We start from the raw sequence: 13828 nt of genomic DNA, 5'->3' as shown, positions 1-13828 counted from the left end.
CATGGCGTGAAGCGTCCGCCTATTCAAATCCCACCTTGGGCGATTGGAATGCAATGCGAGCACCTCTGCGCCGTGGTGTGGGCATGAAGTCTGGTGTAGCCAGTCGATCATGGATCGTTTGCTGACGATGAAGAGCTTTCTTGCCGTGGCCCGCCTGTCCAGCTTCAGCGCGGCAGCCGATGAGCTGGGCCTTTCCCGCACGCTGGTTTCGCGGCACATTGCCGACCTTGAAGGCTACCTTGGCGGCCGCCTGCTGCACCGCACGACGCGGGCGGTCACGCTCACGCCCATCGGTTACGATTACATGGCGCTCTGTTCCAGAGTGCTGGCCGATATCGCCACAGGCGAGGATGAAATCGCCGCAAGCCGCAACCAGGTGCGCGGCGAAATTGCCATCCTCTGCCCCATCTGGCTCGGCAGCTTCGGTCTTTCGGAAGCCGCGGCAAGTTTCTGCGTCGAACATCCCGACGTGCGCATCCGCGTGCAGTTCGAAGAGCCTTCGACCAATCCCCATGCCTTTCTCGAGCAGGGATACGACCTGTGCATCCAGCCGAATGCCCTGCGCGATTCCGAAATCAGGGTGAAGAAGATCGGGGAGATCGGATTCTGCCTGATCGCATCGCAGGATTACATTGCACGCCGGGGCATACCGGCATCGCCCGAAGCGCTGCGGGAACACGATCTGCTGGTCAAATCGGGTGAAGCGGACTGGGAGTTCGCCAGCGGTCTGAAAGTATCCTCGCGTCATAACGTGCGCTGCACCACCAACAGCGTGTTTGCGCTGTGCAGCGCCGCCACGGCCGGGCTTGGCATCGCACTTGTGCCGCAGACCGTTGCAGCGCGCTTCCTTGGCGAAGGGACGGTTGTGCCGATCCTTTCTGACGAGAAAATAGCGCAGCGCCCGCTTTATGTCGCCTCTGCCCCCGGCGGCCAGATGCCGCGCCGCATCCGCGCCTTCATCGGCTGGCTGGATGACTGGTTCCAGAAAAGACCTGATTGATTGGTGCGGATTCCGCACCAAGAGATTGCGGTATTGCCTCTCTATCGGCGACAGTGGACGCCTTATGACGATCCTCATAACCACCGGATGAGGATCACAAGATGCAACCGAAAAGTCTGCAAGCCGCCATCGACGAAGCCGGATCGCCGGTAAACCTCGTCTGGAAGCCGAATGCCGCCGCATGGCGTGTGCCGGTGATCGAGCCTGAATATATCGGCTGGCGCGCAGAGCAGCTCGCATGGCGCAATGCCGTGGCGCTCAGCGATCTGTCCCATCATATGTGGGATCTGTGGATCGAAGGCCCCGATGCGCTGCGTCTGCTTATGGACTACAGTGCCAACAATTACGAAAATTTCGTGATCGGTCAGGCCAAGCAATTCGTGCCGGTAACGCGCGAGGGCCACATCGTGACCGATGGCATCATCATGCGCGATGGCGAAGAGCGCTATAATCTGAGCGGCGTTCCCGCTTCGCAAAGCTGGCTGCGCTATCATGCGGAAAAGGGCCGCTACGATGTCGAATTGACGGTCGATCCCGATTCCGGGCTGCGCAAGCAAGGCGATCCGATGATCTTCCGCTTCCAACTTCAGGGGCCACACGCACTGGCGCTGACGGAAAAGCTGTTCGGCGGTCCGCTGCCCAAGACGAAGTTCTTCCATTCGACGCCGGTCGAACTGGACGGCCGCCACTTCCGCGCTTTCCGGCACGGCATGGCGGGGATGCCGGGCTATGAATTCATCGGTCGGTGGGAAGATGCGGCGCACGTCAAGGCGGCCATGCTCAAAGCTGGTGAGGAGTTCGGCATCGCCCACGTTGGCGGCAAGGCCTATTACACCAACGGCATCGAAAGCGGTTGGATACCCACGCCGACGCCCGGCATCTTTACCGATCCCGAACTTCAGGGTTACCGCGAATGGCTGAACGTCTTTTCCTATGAAGGGCAGAAGCCGCTGCATGGCAGCTTCTTTTCACCCAATATCGAGGACTACTACGTTTCGCCGTTCGAACTGGGCTATGGCAAATCCATCGCCTTCAACCATGATTTCTACGGTCGCGATGCGCTGGAAGCCGCGCAGGGCAATACCCCGCGCCAGCGCGTGACCTTCGTATATGACCAGGCCGCGGTGCGCGATGCGCTGGGCGATTTCGATTATCTCAACAACTACGCCCGCTATCGCGTTGAGGCAGGTGGCGAGATGGTTGGCATGACCTTCCAGACCGGCATGATCGGCCCGATCGAAAATCTGCTTTCGCTGGGTCTGGTAAATCATGCGCAGGCAACCCCCGGAACCGAAGTGGAAATCGTCATCGGCGAACATCCCGGCGCCGGACATGATCCCGATGGAGACTTCGGCTTCAAGAGGATCAAGGCGACCATCGCGGCATCGCCGTTCAACGATCACGCGCGCAGCGCATACCGTAAGGACTGATCGCGCCAGAGCGGGGCAGCGGGCCTGACCGCTCCCCCGCGCGCATCGGTTCGTTTCCGTGCACCCCGGCGGCAGCGCCTGGGGAGGGAGCAGACACGTGCCTATACTTCAAGACTACTCGCTGGAAATGACGGCGAAAGAACGCCCCGAACTGGACAATGCGGCTGGCCGCATTGCGCCGGGCACGCAGATTGCCGTAGCGTTTCTGCCCAACGAGGACATGGAAGGCCGCATCGCCGCAGCATGTCATGTCCGGTCACTGGGTTTCGAACCGATGCCCCATATCTCGGCACGCCGTATCCGCAGCATGGCCGAACTGTCCGGCATGGTGGAACGCTGCGCCCGCGATGCAGGCGTAAAGCGCGTGTTTCTTGTGGCGGGCGATCCCGCCCGGCCCGAAGGACCGTTCGAAGATACGCTTTCGATGTTGCGCACGGGCATTTTCGAACGCAACGGGATCGAATCTGTCGGCATTGCGGGCCATCCCGAAGGCCATCCCGTGCTGGACGCCAGCCAACTGGCCGCGTTCATGGACCGGAAAATCGATGACATCGGCACGCGGGGGATGGCTCCTGCGCTGGTCACGCAGTTTTCGTTCGATGCGCAGGCCTTGCTTGGCTGGTACGGCGGCTTGCGCGAACGCGGGATTGCCATCCCCGTCCGCCTTGGCGTGCCGGGGCCTGCGGGCGTCCGCCGCCTGATGCGCTATGCCGCATTCTGCGGCGTTGGCGCGACGACAGCCGTGCTCAGGAAATACGGCATTTCGCTGGGCAAACTGATGGGGCTGGCGGGGCCGGATCGCCTCGTTTCCGAACTGGAGCAGGGCCTTTCCCGCGATAGTGCGGCCAACCTTGCCCTCCATTTCTATCCTTTCGGCGGCCTTGATGCGACTGCCGACTGGATTGCCGACTATGCCAGAAAAGAAGGTATTCCCGCATGAACCGCGAGTTCATCCTTAGCCTCTCGTGCAACGACCAGCCCGGCATTGTGGCTGCCGTAACCGGCAATCTTGCCGCTGCGGGTTGCAACATCCTTGATGCGGAGCAGTTCGATGATCGTTCGAACCAGCGCTTTTTCATGCGCATCGTGTTCGATCCGGCGGGGCACGCCTGCGAAAGCCTGCGCGAAGGCTTCGGCCCGGTCGCCACGCAATATGGCATGGAATGGAAGCTGCGTGATACCGCGATTGCGCCCAAGGTGCTGATCATGGTTTCGAAGTTCGACCACTGTCTTGTCGATCTGCTCTATCGCAAGCGCATTGGCGAAATGGCGATGGACGTGGTCGGCATCGTATCCAACCATCCGCGCGATGGCGATCATCCCCGGATGCTGGATCGCATCCCGTTCCACCACTGCCCGATCACCCGCGATACGAAAGCCGCGCAAGAGGCCGATGTAAAGCGCATCGTCACGGCAAGCGGTGCCGAACTGGTGGTGCTGGCGCGCTATATGCAGATTTTGTCCGATGATATGGCCCGCTTTCTTTCAGGGCGCTGCATCAACATTCATCACAGCTTCCTGCCGGGCTTCAAAGGAGCCAAGCCGTATCATCAGGCGTTCGATCGTGGCGTGAAGATGATCGGGGCAACCGGCCATTACGTTACCGCCGATCTCGATGAAGGCCCGATCATCGCGCAGGATGTCGAAGTGGTATCCCACCGCGCCATGCCGGAAGACCTTGTTGCCAAGGGGCGCGATGTCGAACGCCGCGTGCTGGCGCGTGCGGTGAAGGCGCATCTGGAAGACCGCGTGTTCCTGAACGGGCACCGCACAGTCGTCTTCGGTGGCTGAGGCGCGGGGCAAGGCAGATGGCAAGGATCATTGATGGCTCGGCGCTCGCCCGCAGTCTTGATGCGCAGACGGCGGCGGAGGCTGCGGAGCTGAAATCACGCCACGGCATTGTGCCGGGGCTTGCGGTGATCCTCGTCGGCAACGATCCGGCGAGCGAGGTCTATGTTGCGCGCAAGATCAAGGGGTGCGCGCGTGTCGGCATCACCAGCTTTGAACATCGCCTGCCGCACGATTGTTCGGAAGCCGAAGTGCTGGCATTGATTGCGGCGCTGAACGGCGATCGCGCGATCCACGGCATCCTTGTGCAGGTTCCGTTGCCGCCGCAGATCGATCCTGCGCGCGTGCTGGGCGCCATCGATCCGGCCAAGGACGTCGATGGCTTCCACCCGGTGAATGTCGGGCGGCTTTCAACCGGCACTGGCGGGCTGGTTCCCTGTACGCCGCTGGGTGTGATGAAACTGCTGGATACCGTGGTGGATGACTATCGCGGCTTGAACGCGGTCGTGATCGGCAAATCCAATATCGTGGGCAAGCCGATAGCGATGTTGCTGCTTGAGCGTGAGGCGACCGTAACGGTGACGCACATCGAAACGCGGGGGCTGCCCGAAATCGCGCGGCAGGCCGATATCGTCATCGCGGCGGCAGGTTCGCCCCGGTTGGTGCGCGGGTTCTGGATACGCGAAGGTGCCATCGTGATCGACGTGGGCATTACCCGCGTTCCGGGGCAGGATGGCCGGAAAGACCGCCTGGTAGGCGATGCCGCGATAGACGAGATGGCCCATGCTGCGGCAGTAACGCCCGTGCCTGGCGGCGTGGGGCCGATGACGATTGCCTGTCTGCTGTCCAATACGGTCACGGCATCGCGCGGTGCGATGCCGTGAAGTCGATCAACCCAATTTCCGCAGCGGTTCCGAACCGTCCCAGTCCAGCGAAGCGTCCTTGATCATCTGGAAGATGGCATCGGCGCCGGTCATGTTCTGGAGCAGTTCGATCACGTGGCCGGGGCCTTCCCCTGCGTCCACATAGATCACTTCGCCATCGGCGCCCACGGTGCCTTCGACGAGTATCTCTGCGCCCGCTTCGGCACAGGCCGCGCGGGCTTCGGCGATGGAATCGACGAAGATGCAGATGTGGTGCAGGCGGTCTGTCACGGCATACTCGCCGGTGTAGATCGAAGGTTCGGCGTTTTCCGCGCGGATCAGTTCGATCTGCACGTCACCCCAATAGGCGATGGCGATGGAGAAGACCGCAGCCGTCGGCACGCCTTTGTATTTGCAATGCCCGAGGGCCACGTTCTCCATCAGGTAGAACGGGCCGACGCCCATCGTTTCGGTCCAGTAGCGAACTGCCGCATCGAAATCGGTGGGCAGATAGGCGAGCTGGCCGACGGGGCCGAGTTTGGTAATGGCGCGGGTCATGCGAACAGTCCTTCCGGCGCTTCGAGCAGGCCTTTCAGCGTTTGCAGGAACTGCGCGCCCAATGCGCCGTCGATGGCGCGGTGATCGACCGACATGGTAAGCTGGATGCGGCTTTCGAAGGCGATATCGCCGTTATCCGCTTCCACGGCTACGCGGTTCACGCCGCCCACGGCAAGGATCGCACCCTGCGGCGGGTTGATGATCGCGTCGAAATTCTCGATCCCGAACATGCCGAGGTTTGAGACGGAGAAAGTGCCGCCGTCCATATCCTCATACCCCAGCTTGCCGGCCTGCGCCTTGTCGATCAGCGCGCGGGTGGTGGCCGCGATCTGGGCAATGTGCATCCGGTCAGCCTGCCGCACGATCGGGGTGACAAGGCCCTTGGGGCTGGCCACTGCAATCGCCACGTCGGCATGAGGGAAGCTGTGGACGCTGTCGCCATGCACCTGCACGTTGACGTCCGGGTGCTTCACCAGTGCCAGCGCCACCGCCTTGACGATGTAATCGTTGATCGACGCTTTCGTGCCGAGCACCAGATTGGCGGTCTTGCGCAGGGCCACCAGTTCATCGACCGCCGCCGAAACGCGCAGGTAGAAGTGCGGGATGGTCTGCTTTGCTTCGGTCAGGCGCTTGGCCACAACCTTGCGCACCTTGTCGAACGGCTGAACCGTGGGCTGGTTTGCCACCAGTTCGAACGCTGCGCCGAAGACGGGTGCCGCCGCCGTGGTCGGCTTGACCAGCGCCAGAACGTCAGCTTTCGAGATGCGGCCACGCGCCCCGGTGCCCTTGATCGTGCCAAGCGCAATGCCGTGTTGGGCGGCGATGCGGCGGGCGAGGGGGGATGCGAAGGCTTCCGCCGTGTCCTCCACCAGTTGCGCGCTGCCCTTGTACGACACGGCGCGTTCCGGGCGGAGCGCCTGCACCACATCCTGATAGGTGATGCGCCCGTTGCGACCCGATCCGGCGATGGGTTCGATGTCCACGCCTTCGGCTTCGGCCAGCTTCAGCGCTTCCGGGCTGATCGCGCGGTTGGTGACGATTTTGGTGGGCGTGCGGGCTGGCGCCGCAGCGGGGGCTGCGGCTGGCGCCGGGGCGGGAGCAGAACCGCCGCCACCCTTGGCCGCGACCGAGGTTTCGGCGGGCTTGAACCCTGCGATGAACTCGTCGACTTCGGCATCGGTGGTGTCGGCATCGGCAAAGACGCCCAGCAGCGCGCCAACCGGGTGGGCTTCATCGCTGGCAGGCGTCAGCAGGCGCTTCAGGACCGCATCGTATTCCGCTTCGACCTCGTTGGTGATCTTGGCGGTTTCGATCAGGCACAGGACTTGCCCCTTGGTAAAGGCGTCGCCTTCCTTGACCATCCATTCGGCGATGGTGCCCTCGGTCATTTCGATGCCCCACTTGGGCATACAGAACGGGCGGATATTGGCCATGTTCCGGCTCCTCAGCGATAACCTAGAACCTTGCGCACCGCCGCTTCGATCTTGTCGACCGAGGGGAGGTAGGCAGATTCCAGCTCACGCGCGAACGGGATGGGGGTGTGCGGCGGGTTGACCGACAGCGGCGGAGCCTTGAGGCTGGCAAAGGCCTTTTCGGCGACCATCGCGCAGATATCGGCGCCAAGGCTGCAACGCGGCGGCGCTTCATCGACCACGATCAGGCGTCCGGTCACTTCCACGGAATCGAGGATGGTTTCCTCGTCAATCGGGCTGGTGGTGCGCAGGTCGATAACGTCGCAGCCGATGCCCTCTGCGGCCAGCTTGTCGGCCACCGCTTCACAAAAGCCCAGCAGCAGGCCGGTGGACACGATCGTCACATCCTGCCCTGCGCGCGAAAGGCGGGCGTGGCCGAAGGGGATCATGTAGTCCGGGTCATCCGGCACTTCGCCCGAAACGCCGTAAAGTGCCTTGTGTTCAAGGAAAATCACCGGATCGTCATCGCGGATCGCGGTGCGCAGCAGGCCCTTCACGTCAGCCGGCGTGGTGGGCATGACCACTTTGAGGCCGGGCATCCCGGTGAGGATCTGGTGGACGGCCTGGCTGTGCTGTGCCGCCGCGTTATACCCTGCGCCATAGGCCATGCGGATGACCGCAGGGCACTTGGTCTTGCCGCCGAACATATAGCGGAACTTGGCCAACTGGTTCCAGATCTGGTCCAGCGACACGCCGATAAAGTCGGCAAACATCAGTTCGGCAATCGGCCGTTTGCCCGAAAGCGCAAGGCCTGCTGCCGCGCCCATGATGGCGCTTTCCGAAATCGGGGTGTCGATCACGCGATCCGCGCCGAACTTGCCGAACAAGCCGGTGGAGGTGGACCAGATGCCGCCGATGGCTTCAGGCCCGCCGGGCGTGCCCATGCCGCCAACGATATCTTCGCCCAGGCACACGACGTTCTCGTCGCGCTCCATTTCTTCTGCGATCGTCGATACGACGGCGTCGCGATACATCATCTTTGCCATTGTCGTGTCGCTCCCGCTCAATACGAAATGTAGACGTCGGTCAGGACGTCTTCGGCGGTGGGTCGGTCAGCGGCCTTTGCCTGCCGCACGGATTCCTCGATGGCTTCCAGCACTTCGGCGTCGAGCGCGTCGAGGTCTTCATGGGTCAGCAGCTTTGCCTGCGTCACGCTGTCGCGGAACTTCTTCAGGCAGTCACGCTCTGCCCGGATGCGATCAAGTTCGCCGGGGCCGCGATAGCGCTGCGGATCGCCTTCGAAGTGGCCGAAGAAGCGTTCGGTGTCGAACTCGACCGCAGCCGGACCGTTGCCGGGCACGCGCACGTATTCCAGCACTTCGCGCATGGTTTCGAACACGCTGAAGAAATCGGTGCCGTCACCGCGCCACACCTTCATGCCGAAGGCTTCGGCGCGGCTGGCGATGTCCTTGTTTGTGCCGACCGCGTATTCGAACCCGGTGTGTTCGGAATAGTGGTTGTTTTCAAACACGAAGATCGTGGCGGCCTTGGTCACCACGGCCATGTTCATGGCTTCGAACGTCGTGCCCTGGTTGCACGCGCCGTCGCCCGAAAAGGTGATGGCGACGTGGCCCTTGCCATCGATCTTGCACGAAATGCCCGCGCCCACGGCGATTGGCGCGCCCGCGCCGACGATGCCGTTGGCGCCCAACATGCCCTTGTCGATATCGGCAATGTGCATGGAACCGCCCTTGCCCTTGCACAGGCCTTCGCGGCTGCCCCAGATTTCCTTCATCATGCCGTTCACGTCACAGCCCTTGGCAAGGCAGTGGCCGTGGCCGCGATGGGTGGAGACGATCTTGTCCTCGACCGAAAGATGTTCGCACACGCCCACTGCAACGGCTTCCTGCCCGCAGTAAAGGTGCGTGAACCCGGCGATTTCACCGGTCTGGATATCGACGTGGAGGCGTTCCTCGAATTCGCGGATCACCTTCATCTGGCGATAGGCGCGCAGTAGCGCCTCGCGGCTCAGTTGCATCCTTCTTTCCCTTTATAGACCAAGCACAGTGCGGGCGATGATGCCCATCTGCACTTCGTTGGTTCCGCCGAAAATGGTCCAGGCACGGCTGTTGAGATAGCGTGCCGAAGCAACTTGCGCAGCCTTTGAATGGATCGCTTCTGGCGCGTTGTCGCCATAGAACGGCCGTGCGAAATCAAGCTGCAGGCCCGCCGCGCCATAGAGATCAACCGCCAGCAGATCGACATCCTGCCGCAGGTTCGATGCCAGCAGCTTGCACAGCGATGTCTGCGGTCCCGGCGGGCGGCCCTTGGCCACTTCCGACAGGATCTTCAGCTCGATCATCTCAAGGCTCTGGATGCCGAGGCGCACCTTGGCAACGCGGCGCTTCCAGTCGGTATCGTCGGCCAGCTTGCCACCGCGCCCGTCAGGTTCGTCAGCGGCAGCGCGTTCGATCTGGGTCAGATCGTATTCCAGCTTGGGCGAATGGCATGATCCGCCGCGTTCGTTTTCCAGCAGGAACTTGGCCAGCTTCCAGCCATCGCCCTCTTCGGCCACGCGATCTTCCACCGGCACGATCACGTCTTCAAGGAAGACCTGATTGACCTCGTGATCGCCCGCCAGCGTCAGCAGCGGCGAAACGGTGACGCCGGGCTGGTTCATGTCGACCAGCAGGAACGTGATCCCGGCCTGCTTCTTCACTTCCGGGTTGGTGCGGACCAGCGCGAACATCCGGTTCGCCCAGTGCGCGTGCGTCGTCCAGATCTTCGATCCGTTCAGCACATAATGCGTGCCATCGGCAGACAGCACCGCGCGGCATTGCAGGCTGGCAAGGTCCGATCCACTGCCGGGTTCGGAAAAGCCCTGGCACCAGTAATCCTCGCCCGAAAGGATGCGGGGCAAGTACTTGGCCTTCTGTTCGGGCGTGCCGAACGTGTAGATCACCGGAGCAACGAGCTTGAGGCCCAGCACCGTAAGGTTTGGCGCACCCGCAAGCGCGCATTCCTTTTCAAAGATATAGCGCTGCGTCGGCGTCCAGCCCGTGCCGCCAACATCCTTGGGCCACTGATACCCCAGCCAGCCCTTTTCAGCCAGAACCGCGTTCCAGCGCTGGCCGATGTCGGGTTCGACAAAGACGGTGGGCGAAGAGGCCGCGCCGTCCTTTACCTCGGCAGGCAGGTTTTCGGCCAGAAAGGCGCGCACTTCGTCGCGAAAGGCCAGTTCTTCGGGGGAGAGATCAATATCCATCGTAACTCAACGCTCAAGGATCGTAACAGCAGAGACGCCCGGTGCGCCATAGACATGGCTGTAGGCGGTCTTGGGATTGCCCTGAACCTGCCGACCGCCGCCATGCCCACGGAGCTGGATGACGTTTTCATAGACCTGCCGCAGGCCCGATGCGCCAATCGGCTCACCACAGGCCAGGCAGCCGCCATCGGTGTTGACCGGCAGCGCGCCGCCGATTTCGGTCCGGCCTTCGGCCAGCCACGCTTCCTGATCACCGTTCTGGCAGAACCCGTTTTCGGCCATGTGCATGATTTCAGCGCCGCATTCGGTATCCTGCAACTGCGCCAGCGCGATGTCCTCAGGTCCGATCCCGGCCATGCGGAAGGCATCGGCGCTGGCAATGCGCGTGGCCGTGGCGGTGCCACCGCCGATATCGATCGAAGGGGCAAAGACCTCGAACGATTTGGGCGGACGGGTGCGCATGGTCGCAGCTTTCAGCCGGACCAGCGGCTTGCCCAGTTCGCGCGCCTTCTTTTCGCTGGCAAGGATCAGCGCCACGCCGCCCTCTGCCGGAGAGCAGAACATGTATTTGGTATAGGGGTCCGAAACCAGCGGCGCGTCGAGGATCGTCTTGATGTCCACCGGTTCGCGCCGCCAAGCGTGGGGGGCGTGAACGGCGTTGCGGAATGCCTTGTTGGCCACGCGCGCTAGCGTGGTTTTGCTGATGCCGTGTTCGTGCATGTACCGCATGATCTTGGCCGCAAAGAACTGCGTTGTGATCATGTAGCCCGCATCACCGTACCAGTCGGGCAGGTTGTATTCCGATGGCAGAGCGTTGAACGCGCCGCGCGGATGCTTGTCGAAGCCCACGGCAAGGCCGATGTCAAACTCGCCGCTCTTGATCGCCATCTGCGCCGAAAACAGCGCCGATCCGCCCGCCGCGCAGCCATTGCGCACGTTGATGAACTGCACGCCCGTCAGGCCAAGGCGGTCCACCATCGTATCGGGATTGCCCGCCGAATCCGAACTGCCATAGGCAAATTGCACTTGCGGCCAGTCGATCCCGGCATCGGCCAGCGCTTCGCGCACGGCGAATACGCCCTGTTCAAGGCCCGAAAGCCCATCGGTGCGGCCAAAGGGATGGATGCCGACGCCTACGATGCAAACGTCGCCGCTCATGCGCTTTCTCCTGCGGGCTTGAAGGCGGGGATCAGCACGGAATCCACAGCATCGGGATCGAGCGGGATCATCGTCAGTTCCAGCGGCATTCCAATGCGGATGTCTTCGAAAGCCACATCAGTGAGCCGCGATTCCACAATCACTTCACCCGGCAGTTCGACATAGGCAACGGCCCACGGACGGAAGGCTTCCGGCCCGGCATAGGGCGGCGATTTGGGGCGGTAACGCTGGATGGTATAGGACCACAGCGTGCCGGTGCGCGAAAGGGCAACAGGTTCGTACCGTTCACCGGGAGGGCAGGGGAATACCACGCGGCCAGTCTCGCGCTCACGCCCGCCGATCAGGCTGGGCGGGGTGTCTTCGGTAACAAGCCCTTCGGCAATAACGCGCATTTCTCTCCCGATCCGTCCGATTCCGGTTTTTGCCACTAGACGCGCGGACGAGCGGTTTGCCGACTCTGCAAAACGCTAGGGTTGTCCCTTTTGCCAGTGTGCCAGAACGCGCGAAAAGAGAGGGATGTGATATGGCAGAAGCGTGGGACTATATCGTTGTCGGTGCAGGATCGGCAGGCTGCGTGGTGGCCGAACGATTGAGCGCGGACGGAAAGCACAAAGTGCTGGTGCTGGAAGCGGGCGGCGAAAACGATGGCTTCTGGGTGACCTTGCCCAAAGGCGTGGCCAAACTGGTGACCAATCCCGATCATATCTGGGCCTATCCTGTCAGCCAGCCTCGTGCCGAAGGAATGCCTGCCAACGAAGTGTGGATCAGGGGCAAAGGGCTGGGCGGATCGTCAGCCGTGAACGGCATGATCTGGAGCCGGGGCGAACCGGCAGACTATGACGCATGGGAAGCGTTGGGCGCGACCGGGTGGAACGGCGCGGCGATGACCAAGGCGTTCCTTGCGCTGGAAGATCACGCGGCAGGGCCGGGGCCGATGCGCGGCAGCGGCGGACTGGTCCATGTCGATCCGGCGATCTACACCTATCCGCTGGCCGAACGCATGATCGCAGCGGGCGAGGTGTGCGGCATGGCGCGCGTGGCCGACCTGAATGAACGCGGTGGTGAGCGCGTGGGGCTTTACAGCCACAACATCCGCAAGGGGCGACGGCAGAGTTCGGGGCGCACGTTCCTTGCTGCCGCGCGCAAGCGGGCGAATGTGGAAGTGGTGACCGGCGCGATTGCCGAACGTGTGGTGATCGAACAGGGCCGCGCCGTGGCTGTTGAGGCACGGGTGAATGGCGCGCTGCGCCGCTTTGCCTGCGCGGGCGAGGTTATCGTCAGCGGCGGCGCGATGGAAAGCCCGCTGCTGTTGCAGCGTTCGGGCATTGGCGATGGCGCGCGGCTGAAGGCGGTGGGCATCGATCCCCTCGTGCAATCGCCCGACGTGGGCGAACGCATGGTGGAGCATCTGGGCTTTTCCATGCCGCACCGGCTGGTGGGTGAACGCGGCACCGGCGGGCTGTTGCGTGGCCCCGGCCTTGCCGCCGCAGTCGCGCGCTATTTCATCACGCGCGGGGGCATCATGGCCACCGGACCATTCGAAGTGGGCGCGTTCTGCAACGTGGCGCATCCCGATGGCCGCGTCGATGCGCAGCTCTATCTGGGCGGCTATACATTCGAAGTGGCTGACGATGGCAACCCGGTGCCGCTCGACAAGATTTCGCGCCAGCCCGGCATGACGATCTATGGCCAGCTCCTGCGGCTGACGAGCGAGGCTTCGGTGCGCGCGGGCGGGCCGGATGCAGCCACAGCGCCCGTCATCCTGCCGAACTGGCTTTCGACCGAACACGATCGCAAATCCGCCGTGGCGATGGCGCGCAAGATGCGCGAATTCGTGCGCGCGGCCCCGCTGGCAGATGTGGTGGGCGAAGAGATGATCCCCGGCGCAGGCGTGGAAAGCGATGAGGCGCTGCTCGATGCCTTCCGCCGTCTCGCCAGTTGCGGCCTGCACGCCCTCGGGTCTTGCCGCATGGGCAGCGATGCCGATGCCGTGGTCGATCCCCGGCTGCGGGTGCGCGGCGTGGAGGCGTTGCGCGTCGTCGATTGCTCGGTCATGCCGGGCCACGTCACCGGCAACACCAATGCGCCCGCAATGGCGCTGGGCTACCGCGCAGGCGCGCTGATCCTTGAGGACGCGCGGTAACGGATTGAATTTCCGGCTGGCGGATATTCGGCGCAGCGGCCAAGCCGCTTGCGCTGCGCTTGGCATGGTGCATCGCTTGCCGCAGGCGTGGGTCTTGGGCAAAGGTTCAAGGCTGCAAAAGCAACCACATGCGGGGCGAAATCGAGCGATGACAGCAAGTTCCATGTCCGTTGGCACGCAGGCTGATCTGTCGCCGCACGAAGACCGGATC

Annotated in this window: 13 protein-coding genes; 6 read left to right on the top strand and 7 right to left on the bottom strand. The window is 62.9% G+C overall.

Annotation, left to right across the window (positions count from 1 at the left end):
- Nucleotides 1–127 precede the first annotated feature (127 nt).
- From ACOVQ0_RS01320 to folD, 5 genes are all read left to right on the top strand, one after another.
- On the top strand, nucleotides 128–1000 hold the full coding sequence (locus tag ACOVQ0_RS01320; protein ID WP_421879142.1) for a LysR family transcriptional regulator: 873 nt from the start codon (nucleotides 128–130) through the stop codon (nucleotides 998–1000).
- A 101-nt stretch (nucleotides 1001–1101) separates the two neighbouring features.
- Nucleotides 1102–2430 (top strand): aminomethyl transferase family protein, encoded by a 1329-nt coding sequence (locus ACOVQ0_RS01315; RefSeq protein ID WP_421879139.1) that lies wholly within the window; start codon nucleotides 1102–1104, stop codon nucleotides 2428–2430.
- A gap of 97 nt (nucleotides 2431–2527) precedes the next feature.
- Nucleotides 2528–3370 (top strand): methylenetetrahydrofolate reductase, encoded by an 843-nt coding sequence (locus ACOVQ0_RS01310; RefSeq protein WP_421879135.1) that lies wholly within the window; start codon nucleotides 2528–2530, stop codon nucleotides 3368–3370.
- Nucleotides 3367–4221 carry a formyltetrahydrofolate deformylase gene (gene purU / locus ACOVQ0_RS01305; RefSeq protein ID WP_421879132.1) on the top strand — a complete coding sequence of 285 codons (855 nt, stop codon included), beginning with the start codon at nucleotides 3367–3369 and terminating at the stop codon, nucleotides 4219–4221. Before ACOVQ0_RS01310 ends, purU begins: the two co-directional genes overlap by 4 nt.
- 17 nt (nucleotides 4222–4238) lie before the next feature.
- A complete protein-coding gene (folD, locus tag ACOVQ0_RS01300; RefSeq protein WP_421879129.1) occupies nucleotides 4239–5102 on the top strand; it encodes a bifunctional methylenetetrahydrofolate dehydrogenase/methenyltetrahydrofolate cyclohydrolase FolD in 864 nt (287 codons plus the stop codon).
- Nucleotides 5103–5108: 6 nt separating this feature from the next.
- Here folD and ACOVQ0_RS01295 read toward each other — a convergent pair whose 3' ends face one another.
- The 7 genes from ACOVQ0_RS01295 to ACOVQ0_RS01265 are packed head-to-tail and all read right to left on the bottom strand — an operon-like array spanning nucleotide 5109 to nucleotide 11866.
- A complete protein-coding gene (locus ACOVQ0_RS01295) occupies nucleotides 5109–5639 on the bottom strand; it encodes a VOC family protein (RefSeq protein WP_421879125.1) in 531 nt (176 codons plus the stop codon).
- Nucleotides 5636–7072 (bottom strand): dihydrolipoamide acetyltransferase family protein, encoded by a 1437-nt coding sequence (locus ACOVQ0_RS01290; RefSeq protein ID WP_421879123.1) that lies wholly within the window; start codon nucleotides 7070–7072, stop codon nucleotides 5636–5638. The genes ACOVQ0_RS01295 and ACOVQ0_RS01290 overlap by 4 nt, the downstream gene beginning before the upstream one ends.
- Nucleotides 7073–7083: 11 nt before the next feature.
- A complete protein-coding gene (locus ACOVQ0_RS01285) occupies nucleotides 7084–8097 on the bottom strand; it encodes an alpha-ketoacid dehydrogenase subunit beta (RefSeq protein WP_421879119.1) in 1014 nt (337 codons plus the stop codon).
- A 17-nt stretch (nucleotides 8098–8114) separates the two neighbouring features.
- A complete protein-coding gene (locus ACOVQ0_RS01280; RefSeq protein ID WP_421879116.1) occupies nucleotides 8115–9089 on the bottom strand; it encodes a thiamine pyrophosphate-dependent dehydrogenase E1 component subunit alpha in 975 nt (324 codons plus the stop codon).
- A 12-nt stretch (nucleotides 9090–9101) separates the two neighbouring features.
- Entirely contained in the window at nucleotides 9102–10316 is a 1215-nt protein-coding gene (locus ACOVQ0_RS01275; protein ID WP_421879113.1) for an acyl-CoA dehydrogenase family protein, read from the bottom strand.
- 6 nt (nucleotides 10317–10322) lie between these two features.
- The gene (locus ACOVQ0_RS01270; RefSeq protein ID WP_421879110.1) at nucleotides 10323–11474 is read right to left on the bottom strand and encodes a thiolase family protein; all 1152 of its coding nucleotides are present in this window, start codon (nucleotides 11472–11474) and stop codon (nucleotides 10323–10325) included.
- Nucleotides 11471–11866, bottom strand: coding sequence for a Zn-ribbon domain-containing OB-fold protein (locus ACOVQ0_RS01265; protein WP_421879107.1), 396 nt, complete (start codon nucleotides 11864–11866; stop codon nucleotides 11471–11473). Before ACOVQ0_RS01265 ends, ACOVQ0_RS01270 begins: the two co-directional genes overlap by 4 nt.
- 131 nt (nucleotides 11867–11997) lie before the next feature.
- Here ACOVQ0_RS01265 and ACOVQ0_RS01260 point away from each other — a divergent pair, with 131 nt between their 5' ends.
- Nucleotides 11998–13617, top strand: coding sequence for a GMC family oxidoreductase (locus tag ACOVQ0_RS01260; protein ID WP_421879105.1), 1620 nt, complete (start codon nucleotides 11998–12000; stop codon nucleotides 13615–13617).
- Nucleotides 13618–13828: the final 211 nt, after the last annotated feature.

Origin of the sequence: Novosphingobium sp., assembly GCF_049240505.1 — a bacterium.
Taxonomy (GTDB): domain Bacteria; phylum Pseudomonadota; class Alphaproteobacteria; order Sphingomonadales; family Sphingomonadaceae; genus Novosphingobium.
Note: the sequence above shows the minus strand (reverse complement) of the source record. Positions and strands in the feature narration are given on the sequence as shown.

Coding starts and splice junctions, on each gene's coding strand:
- purU (WP_421879132.1), top strand. CDS start 3,367: ATGAACCGCGAGTTCATCCTTAGCCTCTCGTGCAACGACCAGCCCGGC.
- ACOVQ0_RS01285 (WP_421879119.1), bottom strand. CDS start 8,097: ATGGCAAAGATGATGTATCGCGACGCCGTCGTATCGACGATCGCAGAA.
- ACOVQ0_RS01320 (WP_421879142.1), top strand. CDS start 128: ATGAAGAGCTTTCTTGCCGTGGCCCGCCTGTCCAGCTTCAGCGCGGCA.
- ACOVQ0_RS01315 (WP_421879139.1), top strand. CDS start 1,102: ATGCAACCGAAAAGTCTGCAAGCCGCCATCGACGAAGCCGGATCGCCG.
- ACOVQ0_RS01265 (WP_421879107.1), bottom strand. CDS start 11,866: ATGCGCGTTATTGCCGAAGGGCTTGTTACCGAAGACACCCCGCCCAGC.
- ACOVQ0_RS01275 (WP_421879113.1), bottom strand. CDS start 10,316: ATGGATATTGATCTCTCCCCCGAAGAACTGGCCTTTCGCGACGAAGTG.
- ACOVQ0_RS01270 (WP_421879110.1), bottom strand. CDS start 11,474: ATGAGCGGCGACGTTTGCATCGTAGGCGTCGGCATCCATCCCTTTGGC.
- ACOVQ0_RS01260 (WP_421879105.1), top strand. CDS start 11,998: ATGGCAGAAGCGTGGGACTATATCGTTGTCGGTGCAGGATCGGCAGGC.
- folD (WP_421879129.1), top strand. CDS start 4,239: ATGGCAAGGATCATTGATGGCTCGGCGCTCGCCCGCAGTCTTGATGCG.
- ACOVQ0_RS01295 (WP_421879125.1), bottom strand. CDS start 5,639: ATGACCCGCGCCATTACCAAACTCGGCCCCGTCGGCCAGCTCGCCTAT.
- ACOVQ0_RS01280 (WP_421879116.1), bottom strand. CDS start 9,089: ATGCAACTGAGCCGCGAGGCGCTACTGCGCGCCTATCGCCAGATGAAG.
- ACOVQ0_RS01290 (WP_421879123.1), bottom strand. CDS start 7,072: ATGGCCAATATCCGCCCGTTCTGTATGCCCAAGTGGGGCATCGAAATG.